This is a genomic window from Candidatus Nitrosacidococcus sp. I8, assembly GCF_945836005.1.
Lineage (GTDB): Bacteria > Pseudomonadota > Gammaproteobacteria > Nitrosococcales > Nitrosococcaceae > Nitrosacidococcus.
Window position 1 is genome coordinate 759,764 of the sequence record NZ_OX241534.1, and the last position, 20,638, is coordinate 780,401.

The 20,638-nt window shown below is 38.6% G+C and carries 13 protein-coding genes, 2 tRNA genes and 3 rRNA genes; 12 read left to right on the top strand and 6 right to left on the bottom strand.

Annotated elements, in window-relative coordinates:
- Nucleotides 1-7: 7 nt before the first annotated feature.
- Complete coding sequence (locus OOL07_RS03765) at nt 8-2,539, bottom strand: DUF8727 domain-containing protein (protein ID WP_264695084.1); 2,532 nt, start codon at nt 2,537-2,539, stop codon at nt 8-10.
- Between the two features lie 338 nt (nt 2,540-2,877).
- On the opposite strand from OOL07_RS03765, the gene OOL07_RS03770 reads away from it, so the two are divergent.
- The 4 genes from OOL07_RS03770 to OOL07_RS03785 all read left to right on the top strand — a co-directional run bounded on the left by OOL07_RS03770 (nt 2,878) and on the right by OOL07_RS03785 (nt 9,573).
- Nucleotides 2,878-4,423, top strand: a 16S ribosomal RNA gene (locus OOL07_RS03770).
- 154 nt (nt 4,424-4,577) lie between these two features.
- Nucleotides 4,578-7,478: ribosomal RNA gene (locus OOL07_RS03775) — 23S ribosomal RNA — on the top strand.
- An 82-nt stretch (nt 7,479-7,560) separates the two neighbouring features.
- Nucleotides 7,561-7,675: ribosomal RNA gene (rrf, locus tag OOL07_RS03780) — 5S ribosomal RNA — on the top strand.
- Together the 16S, 23S and 5S rRNA genes form the textbook arrangement of a ribosomal RNA operon.
- A gap of 83 nt (nt 7,676-7,758) precedes the next feature.
- Nucleotides 7,759-9,573, top strand: coding sequence for an ABC transporter ATP-binding protein (locus OOL07_RS03785; protein WP_264695085.1), 1,815 nt, complete (start codon nt 7,759-7,761; stop codon nt 9,571-9,573).
- Nucleotides 9,574-9,586: 13 nt separating this feature from the next.
- Here OOL07_RS03785 and OOL07_RS03790 read toward each other — a convergent pair.
- Nucleotides 9,587-9,673, bottom strand: a tRNA-Leu gene (locus tag OOL07_RS03790).
- Between the two features lie 82 nt (nt 9,674-9,755).
- On the opposite strand from OOL07_RS03790, the gene queA reads away from it, so the two are divergent.
- The 4 genes from queA to OOL07_RS03810 are packed head-to-tail and all read left to right on the top strand — an operon-like array spanning nt 9,756 to nt 13,498.
- The gene (gene queA, locus OOL07_RS03795; protein WP_264696327.1) at nt 9,756-10,781 is read left to right on the top strand and encodes a tRNA preQ1(34) S-adenosylmethionine ribosyltransferase-isomerase QueA; all 1,026 of its coding nucleotides are present in this window, start codon (nt 9,756-9,758) and stop codon (nt 10,779-10,781) included.
- A 17-nt stretch (nt 10,782-10,798) separates the two neighbouring features.
- Nucleotides 10,799-11,521 carry an RNA methyltransferase gene (locus OOL07_RS03800; protein WP_264695086.1) on the top strand — a complete coding sequence of 241 codons (723 nt, stop codon included), beginning with the start codon at nt 10,799-10,801 and terminating at the stop codon, nt 11,519-11,521.
- Between the two features lie 35 nt (nt 11,522-11,556).
- Nucleotides 11,557-12,333 carry a serine O-acetyltransferase gene (gene cysE / locus OOL07_RS03805; RefSeq protein WP_264695087.1) on the top strand — a complete coding sequence of 259 codons (777 nt, stop codon included), beginning with the start codon at nt 11,557-11,559 and terminating at the stop codon, nt 12,331-12,333.
- Between the two features lie 4 nt (nt 12,334-12,337).
- Nucleotides 12,338-13,498 (top strand): cysteine desulfurase family protein, encoded by a 1,161-nt coding sequence (locus OOL07_RS03810; protein ID WP_264695088.1) that lies wholly within the window; start codon nt 12,338-12,340, stop codon nt 13,496-13,498.
- Nucleotides 13,499-13,580: 82 nt separating this feature from the next.
- Here OOL07_RS03810 and OOL07_RS03815 read toward each other — a convergent pair whose 3' ends face one another.
- Complete coding sequence (locus OOL07_RS03815) at nt 13,581-14,261, bottom strand: Bax inhibitor-1/YccA family protein (RefSeq protein ID WP_264695089.1); 681 nt, start codon at nt 14,259-14,261, stop codon at nt 13,581-13,583.
- 209 nt (nt 14,262-14,470) lie between these two features.
- Between OOL07_RS03815 and OOL07_RS03820 the strand changes: the two genes are divergently transcribed.
- The 4 genes from OOL07_RS03820 (at nt 14,471) to acnA (ending at nt 18,948) form a co-directional block, all read left to right on the top strand.
- Nucleotides 14,471-14,560: transfer RNA gene (locus OOL07_RS03820), tRNA-Ser, on the top strand.
- Between the two features lie 48 nt (nt 14,561-14,608).
- On the top strand, nt 14,609-15,397 hold the full coding sequence (locus OOL07_RS03825; protein WP_264695090.1) for a methylated-DNA--[protein]-cysteine S-methyltransferase: 789 nt from the start codon (nt 14,609-14,611) through the stop codon (nt 15,395-15,397).
- 147 nt (nt 15,398-15,544) lie between these two features.
- A complete protein-coding gene (locus OOL07_RS03830; RefSeq protein ID WP_264695092.1) occupies nt 15,545-16,231 on the top strand; it encodes a hypothetical protein in 687 nt (228 codons plus the stop codon).
- 59 nt (nt 16,232-16,290) lie between these two features.
- Nucleotides 16,291-18,948: an aconitate hydratase AcnA gene (acnA, locus tag OOL07_RS03835; protein ID WP_264695093.1), complete on the top strand. Its 2,658-nt coding sequence runs from the start codon at nt 16,291-16,293 to the stop codon at nt 18,946-18,948.
- Here acnA and OOL07_RS03840 read toward each other — a convergent pair.
- Genes OOL07_RS03840 through OOL07_RS03850 form a run of 3 tightly spaced genes read right to left on the bottom strand, consistent with a single transcriptional unit; the run spans nt 18,931 to nt 20,502 of the window.
- A complete protein-coding gene (locus OOL07_RS03840; RefSeq protein ID WP_264695094.1) occupies nt 18,931-19,335 on the bottom strand; it encodes a hypothetical protein in 405 nt (134 codons plus the stop codon). The genes acnA and OOL07_RS03840 overlap by 18 nt on opposite strands.
- A gap of 5 nt (nt 19,336-19,340) precedes the next feature.
- The gene (locus OOL07_RS03845; protein ID WP_264695095.1) at nt 19,341-20,162 is read right to left on the bottom strand and encodes a nucleotide-binding protein; all 822 of its coding nucleotides are present in this window, start codon (nt 20,160-20,162) and stop codon (nt 19,341-19,343) included.
- 10 nt (nt 20,163-20,172) lie between these two features.
- Nucleotides 20,173-20,502 (bottom strand): TraK family protein, encoded by a 330-nt coding sequence (locus OOL07_RS03850; RefSeq protein ID WP_264695096.1) that lies wholly within the window; start codon nt 20,500-20,502, stop codon nt 20,173-20,175.
- Between the last annotated feature and the right edge of the window lie 136 nt (nt 20,503-20,638).

Below are 20,638 nucleotides of genomic sequence, written 5' to 3' on the forward strand. Positions count from 1 at the left end.
TTCCTGCCTAAAAAAATGAATAGGTTTGAGCAAATTCATCTCCATTTTTTATAATGGTACGCAAAATATTACGGGAGATAGAAAAGCTAAACTTATCTAAGGTTTCCTCTATTTTTTTTAGCGTATCTTGAAGATGGCTTCCATAGCCATGAATAAGCGGCAGAATATGCTGGCTAATCGCATAATCCAACTCATATTGTTGGTAATTTAAATTTTGAGCAACATAGCAATATTGGCGAATTGCATTTTTCTTCCTGGGGCTCACAAAAATAGAAGCTTCTTTTAAGAGATGAATGATTTCATTTAATTCATTATCTGAATCTAATTCTGTATCTTCAGGTATCTCAGGGCAAAATGCTGCTTTTAATTCTTGATAAGTTACGGCACCGTTAAAACCATCTGTAATAGATTCAGAAATAGCTTGAGAATCGCTATTATTTAAAAGGATGATAGGGGCACGGTCAATAAGACGAGGGGAGATCCTTTCCGTAGTTTCATCATTATTAATCGTAGCAATAAATCGTAGTCCTGCTGGAATTTTAAGAAACCGCTCTTTCTCATCAGGCATTCCTGTATCCAAGGAAGTCTTCTTTTCTCCTTGATCACACCGACCTAAAAAATCAGACCAGTAGTATTCCATACTAGATAAATTTCCTTCATCTAGTAAAACTAGATTTAAAAATGATTCCTCTAATAATTTAGTACTTTTTAGAAATTGATAAAAGCCAGTACGTGCCGGCTGATACACATTTTTTAGGGTATTGTAAAATCCTAATAAATCACGATTAGCAGTCCAACCACGACCCACTGAAATACTTAAGAAAGCACTTGCTTTATCAGATGACTCTGTATCGTTTAGGTATAAACTATCTGCTAGTCGCAGGGTAGAGGATGTTTTTCCCATCCCCGGAGGACCAGCAAATATTGTTAAAAACGACTGTATTACACAGAGTAACAGATTTGTTATTTCATCATAAGAAAATGAACGACCTGGGATATTACTGTGATTAAATCGTTCTTGCAAGTTTTTAATAAACTCCATTTTGGAGTTTGTATCTTCTGCATTTAGAGATTTTTGAGATTTTTTTAACTCAATAGGCTTTATCACTGTATCCGTATCAGAGGGTATCCCATTGAGGATACGTACTAAAGCATGATGTTCAAGAATTGCTTCTTTAATTTGTTTAGGATCCTGAAAGAATCTCTTATTTATTCTAATATCTTCTTTTATATTTTTTACCTCCCCTTCTAGTTTGGTTTTGCTTCCTTCCAGATGCTCAATTACGCCTGCAAGCTTATTCTTTTCAGTCTGTAAATTACAAATATTCCTAATTTCCTGATTTTCACTTTTTAGTTCTTCATTTTCTTTCTTAAGTGTTTCATTTTCCCTAAGTAGTTTTTGATGATCTTGTTTTAATGCTTCTTCTTTTTCTGTTTTAGTTTTTTCTCGCTCTGCTTTTTGCTGTTCAATTTCATCTTTTATTTTGATTAGATCGTTCTCTAGAATCTGTTTTTCTTTTTCATACTCTTTATTTAAATCTTCTTTTTGAATTCGCTTCTTTTTATTTAACTCTTCTCTTATATGTTCAGGCAAAACTTGTGAGTGGCTTTCAACATAATTCTCTAAATACTTTTCTCCTTCCGCTGTTTTAAAAAATGCACGAATAATTTCCTTATCATTACCTGATTCTCTAATAAATTGCTCTAAAATTTTCTCTAGCCGTTTTATCCGCTCTGGGCTTTCTTCCTGTGTTTTAATTTTGTCATGGTTTGTTTTTATAAAATCAAGTAATCCTTTAATAGAATATTTCCCATCATTAGGGATCTCTGTTCCAAATTTATTCTTCTTAAAATAAGAAATTAAATTTTCATCTGAAATATAATCCTGCTCTTGAAAATCAACCTTAGAGTTTTTTATTTCTTTCAGAGAGATAAGAAAAGATCGGTCAAGTACCGTACTATTGATAGTATGATTTTTAAGATCTGCCGACTTAAAATGAGCAATATAGTGTGGTTTAAGACCTAAGGGATTAGCTGAAATTATTAGTGGTTCAACTCTATCAAGCTCACTGTTACTTATTAATGAGAATGGTCCACTTACTTTTTCTCTATTTAAAATAAAAAAATATTTTACGTTAGAGTGAATAAGAAATTCTTTAGCTTGAGAATCAGAGAAATTTATCTCTCCTGTGTTTAGATTAGGTATTTCTCCAGAAATTATAGGTATGTAAGTATTAGATTTAATAGGATCACTCCAAGATCCTAAAGCATAGAACTGTTGCTGATTTAGATGCTCCTTCCATTTATCACGATCATTTTCATTTTCTTTATAATCCGTTAGCGTGAATAATTCGCTATCTTTATATCTACGCTCAATCTCAGTGTACCCTTTTGAAACAAAGATTTTATTCCCATGGCGGAAATCATCAGATTTTGGAAGTCTAAGAGATTTGTCTTCTTCCTCAACAAAAATAGGAATAACACGTCCTTGATCAGGATCGTGATTAGGTTTATCTTTTATTACTATAAGTCTTGGCATAAATTAAAATCCTTTGTATTTATTAGTTAATTTTTAACTTAGTACTTTATTATAAAATTAATTATAAAAGTACTTTGCAAGAATTTTTTTTTGTATTATAATTTCGGTCTTTACACAGGAAGTGCTGATTTCATATCAGCTGGTTATTCTCTATCATATCTAGTAATTTTAGTTGCAGATTATATGGATTAACCCTATAATAGGAACTGTGTTTTTTTGCTCTTTATACATTTTATATATAAATAATTTGTGTGGGTACTTGCGTGAGCTGACTACTTCATGAATATAGCGAGTATTGAAAGATATTTGCTAGAAAGATGTAAAAGTGACAAAAGATTAAACTAAAGAGTTTGATCATGGCTCAGATTGAACGCTGGCGGTATGCTTAACACATGCAAGTCGAACGGCAACAGCACCTAAGCTTGCTTAGGTGGCTGGCGAGTGGCGGACGGGTGAGTAATGCATAGGAATCTACCTTTTAGTGGGGGACAACTCGGGGAAACCCGAGCTAATACCCCATACACTCTACGGAGGAAAGCAGGGGACCTTTGGGCCTTGTGCTAAGAGATGAGCCTATGTCCGATTAGCTAGTTGGTAGGGTAAAGGCCTACCAAGGCGATGATCGGTAGCTGGTCTGAGAGGATGATCAGCCACACTGGGACTGAGACACGGCCCAGACTCCTACGGGAGGCAGCAGTGGGGAATATTGGACAATGGGCGCAAGCCTGATCCAGCAATACCGCGTGGGTGAAGAAGGCCTTCGGGTTGTAAAGCTCTTTCAGTAGGGAAGAAAAGCTAAATACTAATAATATTTAGAATTGACGTTACTTACAGAAGAAGCACCGGCTAACTCCGTGCCAGCAAGCCGCGGTAATACGGAGGGTGCGAGCGTTAATCGGAATTACTGGGCGTAAAGGGCACGTAGGCGGTTGAGTAAGTTAGATGTGAAAGCCCTGGGCTTAACCTAGGAATGGCATTTAATACTGCTCGGCTAGAGTATGATAGAGGGAAGCGGAATTTCCGGTGTAGCGGTGAAATGCGTAGATATCGGAAGGAACATCAGTGGCGAAGGCGGCTTCCTGGGTCATTACTGACGCTGAGGTGCGAAAGCGTGGGGAGCAAACAGGATTAGATACCCTGGTAGTCCACGCCCTAAACGATGAGAACTAGATGTTGGGAGGGTAAACCTCTCAGTATTACAGTTAACGCGTTAAGTTCTCCGCCTGGGGAGTACGGCCGCAAGGTTGAAACTCAAATGAATTGACGGGGGCCCGCACAAGCGGTGGAGCATGTGGTTTAATTCGATGCAACGCGAAGAACCTTACCTGGCCTTGACATCTGTCGAACTTAGTAGAGATACTGTGGTGCCTTCGGGAACGACAAGACAGGTGCTGCATGGCTGTCGTCAGCTCGTGTCGTGAGATGTTGGGTTAAGTCCCGCAACGAGCGCAACCCCTACCCTTAGTTGCCAGCGATTTGGTCGGGAACTCTAAGGGGACTGCCGTTGACAAAACGGAGGAAGGCGGGGATGACGTCAAGTCATCATGGCCCTTATGGCCAGGGCTACACACGTGCTACAATGGTCGGTACAGAGGGTTGCCAACCCGCGAGGTGGAGCTAATCTCAGAAAGCCGATCGTAGTCCGGATTGCAGTCTGCAACTCGACTGCATGAAGTCGGAATCGCTAGTAATCGCGGATCAGCAATGCCGCGGTGAATACGTTCCCGGGCCTTGTACACACCGCCCGTCACACCATGGGAGTTAGTTGCACCAGAAGTAGGTAGTCTAACCTTCGGGGGGACGCTTACCACGGTGTGGTTAATGACTGGGGTGAAGTCGTAACAAGGTAGCCGTAGGGGAACCTGCGGCTGGATCACCTCCTAATATTTCAAGTAGGTTTAGTGAACCACAAGTACCCATACAAATTATTTGTATATTAGTTCTTTAAAAAATTGAGAAAGTAAGAGAAATAATAGAAGCTTAGGTAATACTGTATTTGAGTGGAAGTTATATAATTCCAGATTGTTTGGGGTTATATAGTCAAGTGAATAAGTGCATATAGTGGATGCCTTGGCGGTAGGAGGCGAAGAAGGACGTAGCAGTCTGCGAAAAGCCTCGGGGAGCTGGCAAGCAAGCATTGATCCGGGGATATCCGAATGGGGAAACCTGGCTACATTTAGTAGTCATTAATATCTGAATATATAGGATATTAAAGCGAACCTAGGGAACTGAACCATCTAAGTACCTAGAGGAAAAGAAATCAACCGAGATTCCCTCAGTAGTGGCGAGCGAACGGGGACTAGCCCAAAAGCGAATAGAGTTTTAGTAGAATGGATTGGAAAATCCGGCCATAGACGGTGATAGCCCGGTATACGAAAAGGCTTTATTGGTGAGCAATGAGTAGAGCGGGACACGAGGTATCCTGTTTGAAGATGGGGGGACCACCCTCCAAGGCTAAATACTACCTACCGACCGATAGTGAACAAGTACCGTGAGGGAAAGGTGAAAAGAACCCTAATTAAGGGAGTGAAATAGAATCTGAAACTATATGCATACAAGCTGTGGGAGCACGATTACTGTGTGACTGCGTACCTTTTGTATAATGGGTCAGCGAGTTATTTTCAGTGGCGAGGTTAACTGTATAAGGGAGCCGAAGGGAAACCGAGTCTGAATAGGGCGTATAGTCGCTGGGAATAGACCCGAAACCGGGCGATCTAGCCATGGCCAGGGTGAAGGTGAGGTAACTCTCACTGGAGGCCCGAACCCACTCCCGTTGAAAAGGTAGGGGATGAGCTGTGGCTAGGAGTGAAAGGCTAATCAAGCTCGGAGATAGCTGGTTCTCCTCGAAAACTATTTAGGTAGTGCCTTATGAATCACTCTTGGGGGTAGAGCACTATTTCGGCTAGGGGGGCATCCCGCCTTACCAAACCGATATAAACTCCGAATACCAAGAAGTGCGATCATAGGAGACACACGGCGGGTGAAAAGGTCCGTCGTGGAGAGGGAAACAGCCCAGACCGCCAGCTAAGGTCCCAAAATTATTGCTTAGTGGAAAACGATGTGGGAAGGCATAGACAGCCAGGAGGTTGGCTTAGAAGCAGCCATCCTTTAAAGAAAGCGTAATAGCTCACTGGTCGAGTCGGCCTGCGCGGAAGATGTAACGGGGCTAAAGTAATATACCGAAGCTGCGGGTATAGACTTAATTGTTTATACGGTAGAGGAGCGTTCCGTAGGCTGTTGAAGGTGTGCTGTAAGGCATGCTGGAGGTATCGGAAGTGCGAATGCTGACATAAGTAACGATAAAGGGGGTGAGAAACCCCCTCGCCGAAAACCCAAGGGTTCCTGCGCAACGCTAATCGACGCAGGGTGAGTCGGCCCCTAAGGCGAGGCTGAAAAGCGTAGTCGATGGGAAACCGGTTAATATTCCGGTACCTGATATAACTGCGATGGGGTGACGGAGAAGGCTAGGCTAGCTAGGTGTTGGATATCCTAGTTTAAGTGTGTAGGGAGTACTCTTAGGAAAATCCGAGAGTATATAATTCTGAGACATGATGACGAGCTCTCTATCAAGAGAGCGAAGTAGTTGATGCCCTGCTTCCAAGAAAAGCCTCTAAGCGATAGGTTATATGAGACCGTACTCTAAACCGACACAGGTGGGTAGGGTGAGAATCCTAAGGCGCTTGAGAGAACTCGGGTGAAGGAACTCGGCAAATTGGCACCGTAACTTCGGGAGAAGGTGTGCCCCTGGTACGTGAAGAGCCATGCGCTTGGAGCGGAGAGGGGTTGCAGTGACCAGGTAGCTGCGACTGTTTACTAAAAACACAGCACTCTGCAAACTCGAAAGAGGAAGTATAGGGTGTGACGCCTGCCCGGTGCCGGAAGGTTAAATGATGGGGTTAGCTGTAAGGCGAAGCTCTTGATTGAAGCCCCGGTAAACGGCGGCCGTAACTATAACGGTCCTAAGGTAGCGAAATTCCTTGTCGGGTAAGTTCCGACCTGCACGAATGGCGTAACGATGGCTACACTGTCTCCACCCGAGACTCAGTGAAATTGAATTTGCTGTGAAGATGCAGTATACCTGCGGCAAGACGGAAAGACCCCGTGAACCTTTACTATAGCTTTACACTGGATTTTGAATCTTCTTGTGTAGGATAGGTGGGAGACTGAGAAGCTAGGGCGCTAGTTTTAGTGGAGTTGTCCTTGAAATACCACCCTGGAATATTCGGAGTTCTAACCTAGGTCCGTGATCCGGATTGGGGACAGTGTATGGTGGGTAGTTTGACTGGGGCGGTCTCCTCCCAAAGAGTAACGGAGGAGTGCGAAGGTACCCTCAGCGCGGTCGGAAATCGCGTGGTGCGTGCAAAGGCAAAAGGGTGCTTGACTGCGAGACGGACAGGTCGAGCAGGGTCGAAAGACGGTCTTAGTGATCCGGTGGTTCTGTGTGGAAGGGCCATCGCTCAACGAATAAAAGGTACTCCGGGGATAACAGGCTGATACCGCCCAAGAGTTCATATCGACGGCGGTGTTTGGCACCTCGATGTCGGCTCATCACATCCTGGGGCTGTAGCCGGTCCCAAGGGTATGGCTGTTCGCCATTTAAAGTGGTACGCGAGCTGGGTTTAGAACGTCGTGAGACAGTTCGGTCCCTATCTGCCGTAGGCGTTGGAGATTTGAGAGGGGCTGCTCCTAGTACGAGAGGACCGGAGTGGACGAACCTCTGGTGTTCCGGTTGTCACGCCAGTGGCATTGCCGGGTAGCTATGTTCGGGAGGGATAACCGCTGAAAGCATCTAAGCGGGAAGCCTGCCTCAAGATGAGATCTCCCTGAACCTTTAAGGTTCCTAAAGGGTCGTTGAAGACTACAACGTTGATAGGTGGGGTGTGGAAGTGCAGTAATGTATGAAGCTAACCCATACTAATCGCCCGTGAGGCTTGACTATATAACACCCAAGCAAGTTTGGTATATTGATTAAGGCTTCTAATTTCTTAAGGTTTCTCAATTTTATAGTTTTTTAGTTTTTGCCTGGTGGCTATAGCAAGTAGGTCCCACCCGATCCCATCCCGAACTCGGAAGTGAAACTGCTTAGCGCCGATGATAGTGTGGGGTTACCCATGTGAAAGTAGGTCACTACCAGGCATTTATTTTTTATGCAACTCCCTTAGCATACAAGTTTAGTTTATGTTAAGGGATTTTTTTTTGCCTGTTTTTACTCTGCTTGTATGATCCCTAATAGCTATTCTGATGTCCGTGGAAATCTGCCTTCTCCTTTTGATTGGCGAAATCTTCTTGCTTTTATCTTCTCTTATCATCGCTCCTCTTTTTTCTTTGCTCAAATCATTGCTCTATGCTCTGCCCTCCTGTCAGCACCTATCCCTCTGCTCATGCCTACCTTAGTCGACGAAGTCCTCCTAAAAAAAGAGGGAGCAGTTGTTCATATAATGAACTATCTTTCCCCCATCCAATGGCATAGCCCTATTCTTTATATTACATTTATTACTATTCTTGTACTTCTACTACGAATAGGCTCTTTGCTACTCAATATATGGCAGGTACGACAGTTTACTTATATTTCCAAAAATATCATTTACCATATACGCTTAAAATTATTAACTCACTTACAACAGGTCTCATTAAGTGAATATGATACCCTAGGCAGTGGTGCTGTCGCCTCTCATTTTACTGTTGATTTAGAAGCAATAGATCAATTTATAAATACTACAATTAGTAAATTTACGGTTGCCCTGCTTACTATTATAGGAGTTGCTTTTATTCTACTGTGGATTAACTGGTGGCTTGGATTATTTATTTTATTTGCAAACCCATTAGTAATTTATTTCACTATTACTTTTAGTAAAAAAATAAAATACTGGAAAATAAAAGAAAATACTGCTTATGAAACTTTTCAAAGCTCACTCACTGAAACATTAGATTCTATTCAACAAATTAGAGCAGCTAATCGGGAGAAATATTATATCCAAAAGCTGATAAATTTAGCCAATGACATACGAAATCACTCTACTACTTATACATGGAAAAATGAGATGGCTAATCGCTTATCTTTTTTAATTTTTTTATGTAGTGTAGAGATATTTCGGGCGACAGCAATGCTTTTGGTCGTATTCTCCAATCTCAGTATTGGTCAAATGTTTGCTATATTTAGTTATTTATGGTTCATGATGGCTCCTGTGCAAGAAATAGTAAATATGCGTTATGCATTTGCTAGTGCTACAGGTGCTTTAACGAGAATTAATAAGCTCTTAGCTCTAAAAAACGATCCATATTACTCATGTACTAAGGATATATTTATAGGTAAGAAAACAACAAGCATATCTTTAAAAAATATATGCTTTTCATATCCTACTAATAGTTCTCTAATATTTAATCACGCTAACTTAAATATTAGAGCTGGGAGAAGAATCGCTCTTATTGGCATGAGTGGTGAAGGAAAAAGTACGCTTACTCAAATTTTATTAGGTTTATATTACCCCCAATCAGGAGAGGTATTTTTTGATGGAATTCCTATTACAAAAATTGGCTTGGATATAGTTCGTAATAATGTAACTGCAGTATTACAGAATCCCGCATTATTTAACGATACAGTTCGTACTAACCTTACCCTAGGTAAGGATGTACCAGATGACCAGCTTTGGCAGGCACTCACTATTGCCCAATTAAGAGAAACTGTAATGAATATGGATCATGGGTTAGATACTTTAGTGGGGCGCCAAGGAACTAAACTATCTGGCGGGCAAAAACAACGGCTAGCTATTGCACGAATGGTTGTAGCCAACCCTAAAGTAGTGATTTTAGATGAAGCAACTTCCGCCTTAGATATGGAAACAGAAAGAAAGTTATATCAAGCTTTATTTACGTTTCTAAATGGGCGTACCACAATTATTATTACCCACCGCTTAAATATAATAAGACAAGTAGATAAAGTATATGTGGTCGATAATGGTTCGATTACTGAGATAACCTGCTTTGATAATCTCAAGAATAGCAGCGATCTATTACCTAGCTTAAGCGTAGTATAATCCCCAGTAAATTTGGTGCCGAGGGCGAGACTCGAACTCGCACAGTGTCACCACTACCAGATTTTGAGTCTGGCGCGTCTACCAATTTCGCCACCCCGGCTTTGTCTATATATATTATAGCTAAATTTATACTAATTTAAGAAGAAAATTTCTAAAACTAAAATATGGATTTTAGCGAATACATGCTGCTTAATGATTTTTCCTACGATCTCCCAAAAGATCTTATTGCTGATTATCCATCTCATCAGAGAAGTCAAAGTCGATTACTATTTTTAAACCACCAATCTGGAAATATAGAAGATCGGAAATTTACTGATATATGTGATTTACTTACAGAAAAAGATCTACTCATTCTTAACAACACTAAAGTTATTCCCGCTCGTTTCCTAGGTGTAAAAGACAGCGGAGGGAAAGTAGAAGTGTTTATTGAGCGAATTTTAAATAACCATAATGCATTGGTTCATATTTGTTCCAATAAACCATTAAAAATAGGAAAACGTTTATTGTTAGAAAAATGGATAGAGGCAATCGTTATTGAAAAGAAAGATGATTTATTTAAATTACATTTCTTAAATAAGGAACCTATTTCTAAAATGTTAGAGACATCGGGGCGTATTCCTCTACCTCCTTATATCCAAAGAGAAGCAGAAGAAATAGATAAAAATCGTTATCAAACAGTTTATGCTACTCACCTAGGTGCAGTAGCTGCCCCTACTGCAGGTCTTCATTTTGATCATACTTTATTAGATCGACTGAAAAATAAAGGAGTTAATCTAGGATATATTACGCTCCATGTTGGTTCTGGCACATTTCAGCCAGTACGAACTGAATATATTACCCAGCATCAAATGCACTCAGAATATATCGAAGTTTCAGATCAAGTATGCGCACAAATAAAAAATACTAAAAAACAGGGAGGGAGAGTTATAGCAGTAGGTACCACTACTGTACGTGCCTTAGAAAGTGCTGCTGCGTTGGGCACCATAACACCCTATGAAGGGGAAACTAATATCTTTATTTTCCCAGGCTATAAGTTTCGCTGTATAGATGGTATTGTTACTAACTTTCATTTACCTAAAAGTACATTACTTATGTTGGTATGTGCCTTTGCAGGCCGTGAACAAATATTTTCTGCTTACCAATATGCAATAAGGAATCACTATCGATTTTTTAGCTACGGTGATGCAATGCTTATTGCCGATATATAGCATATATATTTTAACTTATGCTACTTGATCAGGTTCGTATCGTTTTAGTCTCTACTACCCATCCTGGCAATATTGGAGCAGCCGCTCGAGCTATGCATACTATGGGGTTGTCTCAGTTGTATTTAGTTGACCCAAAAGTTTTTCCTTCTGATATTGCTACTGCTCGATCTTCAGGTGCTAACCATTTGCTAGAACGAGCTAGAGTATTTCCTAATTTAATTGAAGCTATTTCAGATTGCCAAATAGTGTATGGATTAAGTGCTAGAACAAGAAATATGCTCTATCCAAGTATAGATTCTAGAATCTGTGGAACTCAAGTAGCCGCTGAAATAGCACAAGGGAAAAAAATAGCTATTGTATTTGGTAGTGAGCGGATAGGGCTAGAAAATAGAGAATTAGACTATTGTAATTACTTAGTTCAAATACCAAGCAATCCACACTATAGCTCTCTTAATTTAGCAGCTGCAGTGCAAGTCATAGCTTACGAAATCCATATGGCACACCACTCAAGCGTTAATCAAATCTATACTTTTCATACTAATTCTCCTCTAAGTACAACAAGTGATTTAGAAAATCTTTTTCACCACTTAGAGAGGGTGCTAATAACACTCCATTTTCTAGATCCTGATAAGCCTAAGCTTTTAATGCGCCGCCTGCGTCGATTGCTTCTAAGAATATCCCTAGATTCTCGAGAAGTAAATATTTTAAGAGGAATTTTGACTGCTATTGAAAAAAAGTGATCGCTAAAAATAGCTAATTCATTTATATTAAATACATGTTTGATCGAATTTGTGAAGAAATAAATTGTATTTTTGATCGAGACCCTGCTGCTCGAAGTGTATTTGAAGTTATCACTACTTACCCAGGATTTCATGCAAATTTATGGCATAGAATCAGCCATTGCTTGTGGAATTTAAATATGAGATGGCTTGCTAGATTTATTTCTACATTCAGTCGCTGGCTGACAGGGATTGAAATTCATCCTGGGGCAAGAATTGGGCGGAGGTTTTTTATTGATCATGGTATGGGGGTAGTGATTGGAGAAACTGCTGAAATTGGGGATGATTGCACTCTTTATCATGGGGTTACTTTAGGAGGAACGAGTTGGCAAAAGGGGAAACGCCATCCAACTTTGGGAAATAATGTCATTGTAGGGGCAGGTGCTCAAGTGTTAGGACCCATTCATATTGGTAATGGCGTACGAATAGGTTCCAATACTGTAGTTGTCAAGAATATTCCGGAAAATGCTACAGTGATAGGTATACCTGGGCACATTATGAACTCAAAAGAGCACCAAAAAATAAAACAGCAAATAGCTATTAAATGTATTGGCTTTGAAGCCTATGGTGCAATACCTAATAGTCCAGATCCTCTAGAGCGTACAGTTAATGATTTAATTGCTCATATCCATAGTCTAGATAATCGTATTGAACAAATGACAACTATAATTCAAAGACTAAATAAACTCATCCCGGAAGAATGCTTAGGTTTTATTGATCTAACAGAGAATAATATTGAGAAAAATAACCTAAAAAAGCAGGAAACAAGATAGCAATATGGCAGCGATTTATCTTGATCACAATGCAGGAACACCGCTTGATGAGCGGGTTTTAGAGGTAATGCTTCCCTACCTTAAAGAACAACAGGGTAACCCATCTAGTGTACATAGATACGGTCGTATTGCTAAAGAGGCTATAGAACATGCTCGTATACAGATAGCTAATCTAATTCATGCAGAGCCTTCTCAAATTATCTTCACAAGTGGCGGTACTGAAGCAAATAATTTAGCCTTATTTGGAACAATTAAATTTAATTCCTGTGATCGTTTAATTGTAAGTGGAATAGAGCATTCTTCTATTTTAGAGCCTACTCATTCTCTGCGAATGCAAGGGTTTGAAACTACTGAAATTAAACCAAATTGTGACGGAAAAATCACGCTCGATAGCTTAAAGAACGCAGCATGCAAAACTAATCAACTTGTATCTATACTTTGGGCAAGTAATGAAACAGGCGTATTGCAAGATATTCCTCAGTTAAGCGAATATGTTCAATCTTGTCATGGTATATTTCATACAGATGCAGTACAGGCTATTGGGAAAATTCCGATTAATTTTGCTGAAAATAATATTCACTTAATGAGTATCTCTGCCCATAAAATGGGTGGCCCTAAAGGAGTAGGTGCGCTAGTTATTAATAGTGCCTTAGATATTGATCCTATTCTGTTTGGTGGTGGGCAAGAGAAAGGATTACGTAGCGGTACAGAAAATGTAGCCGCTATTGTTGGGTTTGGAAAAGCGGCAGAAATTGCAAATGAAGAGCTAGCCCAACGAATGGAATTTTGGTGTTTCTTAAGATCTCATTTAGAGCGTGAGTTACAAAAAGAATTACCAGAGATTATTATTTTCAGCGAAAAAGTAGAGAGACTACCCAATACTATATTTTTTTCCTTTCCTAGCATTGAGGGGGAAACTTTATTAATGGCTTTAGATAAATCAGGGATTGCAGTCTCTAGTGGATCTGCTTGCGACAGTAATGGTCATCAGCCAAGCCACGTACTTTTAGCTATGGGAGTTGAATATGCTCTAGCTCAAGGTGCAATTCGAGTAAGTATCGGAGCGGGTAATACACTAAATCAAATAGATAAATTTGTTTTAGTGCTAAAAAAAGAAATAGAAAATTTTAAGAAAATACTCATTCGCAATATTGAACATAATTAGTAAAAATAAAATATATAAAACCAACAACTAAAAAGCCCCAATCTATCGGGGCTTTTTAAGCTAACTAAATTAAAAGCTAAATCTACTGTCTATTGCCGCTTAGTGCGCTTAGAATTTGCAACAAACTAAGGAATAAATTATATATTGCTACATATAGAGTAACTGTAGCCATAATATAATTAGTTTCTCCTCCATTAACGATCAGGCTTGTTTGAAATAAAATGTAACCTGACATAAGTAGGATAAACATTGCCGAAACGCCTAAGGATAAAGCTGGTATATGGAAAAACATGGCACCTAATCCTGCGAGAAAAGCAACTAGCATGCCTACCATTAAAAACCCACTAATAAAGCTAAAATCTTTCTTAGTGGTTACCGCATAGGCTGATAGCCCTAAAAATATTAGACCAGTTCCGCCAAGAGCAAACATTACAGTTTCGTGCCCGTTAGGTAAATGGAGATAGAAGCTAATAATAGGCCCCAGAGTGTAACCCATAAAGCCTGTTAGGGCAAAAATTGCTGCTAGCCCCCATGCACTATTACGTAGTGCATTAGTTAAAAATAATAAGCCAAAATAGCCTATCATTGTAATTGCCCAATGCATTGGCGGAGCCTGAGTTATCATAGCGATTCCAGCAGCAACCCCACTAAACAATAATGTAGTAGCGAGTAGCATATAAGTATTACGCAACATCTTATTCGTTGCTAATACTGAAGGCATCACCGCTTGCGCAGTCATTTGTTCCATTTGGTTGTTATTCATATTTATAATAATCCCCTCAAATCACTATACATGTTTATGAAATATACTACTCAGACATCAAATTAAGTATATTAGTTCTCAATTTCTTAGAAATTAAGTATATCAAATTAAATATAGCTTGTAGTGTGCGGCGCTCAATATTGAGAAGTGATGCGTATCGTAAATTACAGTGTTTTTCCGTATAATACTTTATTGATTTTATAAACACAGGAAGAGTGGCCGAGTGGTTGAAGGTACCGGTCTTGAAAACCGGCAATGGGTAAAACCATTCATGGGTTCGAATCCCATCTCTTCCGCCATTTTTCTATCTAGACTAGATTTTCAACTTAATGGAGTCAATAGTAAAAATGAGAAATCAAATTACTCATGATCCCCGTTGGTTTCAACTTATTACGAGGGATGTAAGTGCCAATGGAGAATTTCTTTATTCTGTAAAAACTACTGGAATCTACTGCTTACCTTCTTGCTCATCTCCCATCCCTAATTCAAAAAATATTAGGTTTTATCAAAACTATAAGGAAGCAGAGCAAGCTGGATTTCGTCCATGTAAACGATGTAATCCAAAAGATCGCTTGTTACAAGATAAAAATAGAATGATAAAAATTATTTTTGGAATCCAAGAATCTTCATTAGGCTGGGTTTTAGCTGCTCAACGTATAGGGAAGAAAGGCGTTTGTGCTGTTTTATTTGGAGAAACTCAAGATAACCTAATTAGCGATCTTCAATCTTATTTTCCAGCTACCCAGCTAATCAAGAATACGGTTATATTTGATAAAGTATTAAAAAAAATAATAACTACTATTGAAGATCCTACAGTTAAGCTTAGTATTCCTTTAGATATACAGGGTACTGAATTTCAACAACGTGTGTGGCATACCCTATGCCACATACCATTAGGGGAAACTTGGAGTTACACTAAGGTTGCAACGCATCTTGGATTACCCACTAAATTTGCAAGAGCTGTTGCGGGGGCTTGTGCAGCGAATAGAATAGCGATTGCTATTCCGTGCCACCGTGTAGTATGCAGTAATGGTAATTTATCTGGTTATCGTTGGGGAATAGAGCGTAAACGTATATTACTCCATCAAGAGAATATATTCTCAAAAAGGAACTTGATCAGCAATGAACCTATTTAAAGGTGAGTAATCTATTTGTAGTATATAGAGTAGATTATCTAATAAGGTGGTGCTGCTCTTAAATCAAGAAGAGATCTATCTAGTTAACTGAGATTTAAAGATATGTTTATGATTACTTATATTAAGAAATACCAAAAGATAAATTTTTTGCCACTTGTATACTTTCTAACTGTAATGCTGCCTTTCGTCTTATTAGGAAAGATTGCATCTGCAGAAGTGGTTTATCGTATGGATTTTACCCAACAACCTGATGGTGATGCTATACCTTGGCTAGAGAAACAGGGGTTTGAGTTTCAGCTAGGGGCTAAAAAGCTAAATCCCAGATTTGAAAATCATAAGTTAGTAATTAGTACTAGTAATGAAGAGGCGGGTCTTTTCATTAAAGAAGTTACCGTAAAAAATGCAAAATACATTAAGATAAAGTGGGGTGTGGATAAATATCCTGAGGGAGCAAGTTGGGATGATGGAGTTTATCGAGTACCTATTGCCGTTATGGTTACTTTCGGAAAGCAGAAAATAGATAGTGGTTCAGTAGTTTTGCCTAATTCTCCTTATTTTATCGGTTTGTTTCTTGGGGAAAAAGATCAAGAAGAATACGCCTATACAGGAAAGTATTATCAAAAAGGAGGGCGTTATTTCTGTGCTTTAAGCGGCGGTACTACTGAAAAAACAGTAACTACTATGTTTAATCTTGATGAAGCGTTTAAAGAACAATTTAAGAAAGGTCGGGTACCGCTTATCAGTGGCTTTAGTTTCCAAATGAATACTAAAGATACTCAAGGGGAAGCAGAAGCATTTATTGAGAGCATAGAATTTCTTACTGATATGGGATAATTCATAAAGGTAATTTTATTAGATAAGATTCGCCAAAATACGGAGAAGAACAAAGCAGGATGCCTAATAGTTTTAATACCCAATCTTTTTTAAAAATAGGGGATAAATCCTATGGGATTTTTTCTCTAAATCTACTTAAACAACAGGGATACGATATAGATCGATTTCCCTATACTTTAAAAATTTTGTTAGAAAATCTTCTTCGTACTGAGGATAGTATCAATACTACCCAAAGTAATATTGAAGCCCTATTAAATTGGAATCCAAACGTAGAATCTGATACGGAAGTTTGTTTTACTCCTGCCCGGGTATTAATGCAAGATTTCACTGGAGTACCTGCGGTAGTAGATTTGGCTGCCATGAGGGATGCAATGAAAAATCTAAAGGGGGATCCAAACCGGATTAATCCTTTATCCCCTGTGGATTTAGTCATTGATCACTCCGTTATGGTGGATTATTTTGGTAATCAAAGTGCTTTAACTCAAAATATAGAAAAAGAATATGCCCGTAATCAGGAACGCTATGAATTTCTACGCTGGGGACAATATGCTTTTTCTAACTTCCGAGTTGTGCCTCCTGGAACTGGGATTATCCATCAAGTTAACCTTGAGTATTTAGCTACTGTAGTTTTTACTCATAATAAAAATGGGATATTTCAAGCTTACCCAGACACTTTGGTAGGCACAGACTCCCATACCACTATGGTTAATGGCTTGGGTGTATTAGGCTGGGGGGTAGGTGGAATAGAAGCAGAGGCCGCTATGCTAGGTCAACCACTTTCCTTGCTTATTCCGCAAGTGATTGGCATTAAATTATCCGGAAAAATCCCTGAAGGAACTACTGCAACAGACTTAGTGCTTACTATAACTGAATTACTTAGGAAAAAAGGGGTAGTAGGGAAATTTATTGAGTTTTTTGGTAATGGGTTAAATAATCTTTCTTTAGCTGATCGAGCAACCATTTCTAACATGGCTCCTGAGTATGGAGCTACTTGTAGTGTTTTTCCAATTGACCATGAAACCATAAACTATCTTAAGCTTACTGGGCGTGCCAAAGAAAATATTGCTTTAGTAGAAGCTTATGCTCAAGAACAAGGATTATGGTATCAAGAGAATAAACAACCTGCAGATTATACAGAAATCATCGAATTAGATATGGGCTCTATTGAGCCCTGTATTGCTGGACCAAAACGCCCTCAAGATCGAGTCTCTATAAAAAATACTAAAGTAGCTTTCCCTTCTACCGCTTTAGATAAACCTAGAAAAGGTAAGATTTTGCTAAATGGGGAGAGTATTTCTCTTAAAGATGGAGCAATTGTTATTGCGGCGATTACAAGCTGTACTAATACGTCTAACCCTGACTTACTCATTGCAGCAGGATTACTTGCAAAAAAAGCTTATGCTCTTGGTTTAAGAGCACAACCTTGGGTAAAAACCTCTTTTGCCCCAGGATCTCAAGTAGTACCTGCTTACTTAGAAGAAGCAGGATTAATGGAGTTTTTTAATAAGCTAGGATTTAATATTGTAGGTTTTGGTTGTACCACCTGTATTGGTAATTCTGGTCCTCTACCAGAAATTATAAGTAAAGCGATTAATGATAACCAATTAACAGTAGCTTCTATTTTATCAGGGAATAGAAATTTTGAAGGGAGAATTCACGCAGAGATTCAAACCAATTGGCTAACTTCCCCTCCCTTAGTCATTGCTTATGCACTTGCTGGCTATATTACTATTGATTTAACTTCAGAACCTTTAGGGAAAGATAGAAGAGGTCATAATGTATATTTAAAGGATATTTGGCCTACCAGACAAGAAATTACCCAGGTTACCCAACTAAGTGTGAAGAATACGCTATTCCAGCAGGAATATTCTGATGTATTCGAAGGTACTGATCGTTGGCAGGGAATAAAAATTACTAAGGATAGAAATTACCATTGGAATCCTTCTAGTTATATTGCTCATCCACCCTATTTTGAACATATGAGCATGGAAGTGCCAAATATATCTGCAATTGTAGATGCACACTGTTTAGTAATGGTAGGGGATTCAGTGACTACCGATCATATTTCTCCTGCTGGATCTATTCCCGCAAATAGTCCAGCAGGTCAATATCTACAGCATCAAAGAGTAAGACCTGAAGAGTTTAATTCTTATGGTGCTCGTAGAGGTAATCACCACATAATGATTCGTGGCACATTTGCTAATGTAAGATTAAAAAATCAGCTTGCCCCAAACACTGAAGGAGGGTGGACTACCCATATACCTTCGAATAAAGTAATGAGTATTTTTGATGCATCTGAGAAATATCGTGAAGAAAAAATACCACTTATTGTGATTGCTGGAAAGGAATATGGCACTGGATCTAGTCGTGATTGGGCAGCAAAAGGTGTTTATTTGCTAGGAATAAAAGCAGTTATTGCAGAGAGTTTTGAGCGAATCCACCGTTCTAATCTTGTAGGATTTGGAGTATTACCTCTACAATTTAAATCAGGAGAAAATGCTACTATTTTAGGATTAACCGGTAAGGAAAAATTTTCAATGGCGATTCCTACAAAAGAAAGTAAAACAGTTAGAATTACTGCTTTTAACGATGATATTCAAAACAAAGAAATCACATTCAATGCTGTAGTACGTATTGACACTCCTAAAGAATGGGATTATTTTTGCAATGGGGGGATATTACATTATGTACTTAGAAATTTAGCTACAAATTCCTAGAATTTTAATTAAAGCGATAGTAACAATTGCAGCTATAGAAGCAACACTAGTAAGTGTCATAGCTATCCAAAAAGCAATGTTTATCCTTTTATTTTTTATCTGGCTATTTTTGTATTCTTGTTCTAATAAATCTTTGATTTTTGTTTGTAGAATATATCCCTCTTTAATCAAATCTTGAGTTAAGGATTTTACTTGGTTTTGGTAGTCATTAGTAAATAATTCTAGCCGATCTCTGGTTTGTTCTATATTGTTGGTAACCTCAGTAGTATAGCCTTTAAGCACTACATCATGAACAGCTAACACTGCGAGTATAGGATCGTCCTTAGTTAAGAGGATATCGAACTCTTTAGCAACTATCTGAATAATTTCATCTCGATTTAAACTCATTACTACTATTTACTAGCAGTTTTGCTTCCTTTTTTTACTCTTTTTGATGGTGTAGATGATGATGCATCATCAGAATCGGATGTATTTGTTACAGATGCAGTTACTCCTAAAACGGGATTTATTTGATCAAAAAGAATTTTCTTAATCATTTTAAGACGATGCTTAGACATTAGCTTAAACTGATCGGATTTTATCGCCTGCTCAAAAGTCATCCTACTTTCCAGCATCTGTTGCATATCTTCCCCAAAAGTAGCGCTGCTATTACGAGGAATATTTATAATTCCTGCAACTCTATCCTTGTGATCTTGATAGACCTTCATTTTTTCAAAGGTTTTATCTTCTTTTTCAATATTCCCGAAATACTGATTAAGCCAAACAATAATCTTAGCAGATTCTGGAAATTGGCGAGCTAATGAGTCAAAACCAGAAAGGGTATCCATGAGAGACTGCCCACCAGTAATCACTGGATGAATAAAAATTTCATGACCCATCTCATGGAGCATCTCTATTGCTTCATTTTCAATCAGGTATGAAGAAAGGGGAATAAAACTTGATGAGCCGTTATCTATAACAATTTCTGAGTCTCTATTTTCTGTAATAATCTCAATGAGACGATCAAACTCCCGCTCATCAATTGTGTTATCTTTAAGTAATTCAACTCTTTCTACTGGAAAGGCATTATAACCAGTAAAAGTAGCATTAACTGGATCGGTATCGATGCATACTAAAGAAATACCATGCTCTTGGCGATGCTGTGCAATTAATGCTGATACTAGACTCTTACCAACTCCGCCTTTTCCCTGTAAGGTAAAATGTGCTTTTGCCATGTATTATCTTCTAAATAAGTTCTTCTAAACTTTTACCCCTCGCATTAAACTCAAAGCGCTTTTTCTTTCGCTGTTTTACTCTCTTTTGCCCCGATTTTACCTCGTGGGAAATATAACTAACACTCTGTTCGTTTTCTTTTATAGAAAGCTTGATATAGTTCATGAAAGTACGGTATTGAATAGATAAAATACCTTGTTGATAAAGCATCATCCAAATTTCTTTTGTGGTACATCCATCTTCTAGAGCTTGTTGGATTTCATTGTATTTAGCTAAGAATATCTGGCGACCATTCATTTGTTGGTAAACATTTGCTTTTTGCCTCAGTTTACTAGGAATCATTACTTTATCCTACTTTAAAAATCAATTACACTAGCTTTGGTTTGGCTATACTTGAAGGAAATATCCTAACATAATAAAAGAATACCTAGCACTAGTATATGAACTTATCTACTAATAGATAAGAAAAGTGCCTAAC

Coding starts and splice junctions, on each gene's coding strand:
- OOL07_RS03765 (WP_264695084.1), bottom strand. CDS start 2,539: ATGCCAAGACTTATAGTAATAAAAGATAAACCTAATCACGATCCTGAT.
- OOL07_RS03785 (WP_264695085.1), top strand. CDS start 7,759: ATGATCCCTAATAGCTATTCTGATGTCCGTGGAAATCTGCCTTCTCCT.
- queA (WP_264696327.1), top strand. CDS start 9,756: ATGCTGCTTAATGATTTTTCCTACGATCTCCCAAAAGATCTTATTGCT.
- OOL07_RS03800 (WP_264695086.1), top strand. CDS start 10,799: ATGCTACTTGATCAGGTTCGTATCGTTTTAGTCTCTACTACCCATCCT.
- cysE (WP_264695087.1), top strand. CDS start 11,557: ATGTTTGATCGAATTTGTGAAGAAATAAATTGTATTTTTGATCGAGAC.
- OOL07_RS03810 (WP_264695088.1), top strand. CDS start 12,338: ATGGCAGCGATTTATCTTGATCACAATGCAGGAACACCGCTTGATGAG.
- OOL07_RS03815 (WP_264695089.1), bottom strand. CDS start 14,261: ATGAATAACAACCAAATGGAACAAATGACTGCGCAAGCGGTGATGCCT.
- OOL07_RS03825 (WP_264695090.1), top strand. CDS start 14,609: ATGAGAAATCAAATTACTCATGATCCCCGTTGGTTTCAACTTATTACG.
- acnA (WP_264695093.1), top strand. CDS start 16,291: ATGCCTAATAGTTTTAATACCCAATCTTTTTTAAAAATAGGGGATAAA.
- OOL07_RS03840 (WP_264695094.1), bottom strand. CDS start 19,335: ATGAGTTTAAATCGAGATGAAATTATTCAGATAGTTGCTAAAGAGTTC.
- OOL07_RS03845 (WP_264695095.1), bottom strand. CDS start 20,162: ATGGCAAAAGCACATTTTACCTTACAGGGAAAAGGCGGAGTTGGTAAG.
- OOL07_RS03850 (WP_264695096.1), bottom strand. CDS start 20,502: ATGATTCCTAGTAAACTGAGGCAAAAAGCAAATGTTTACCAACAAATG.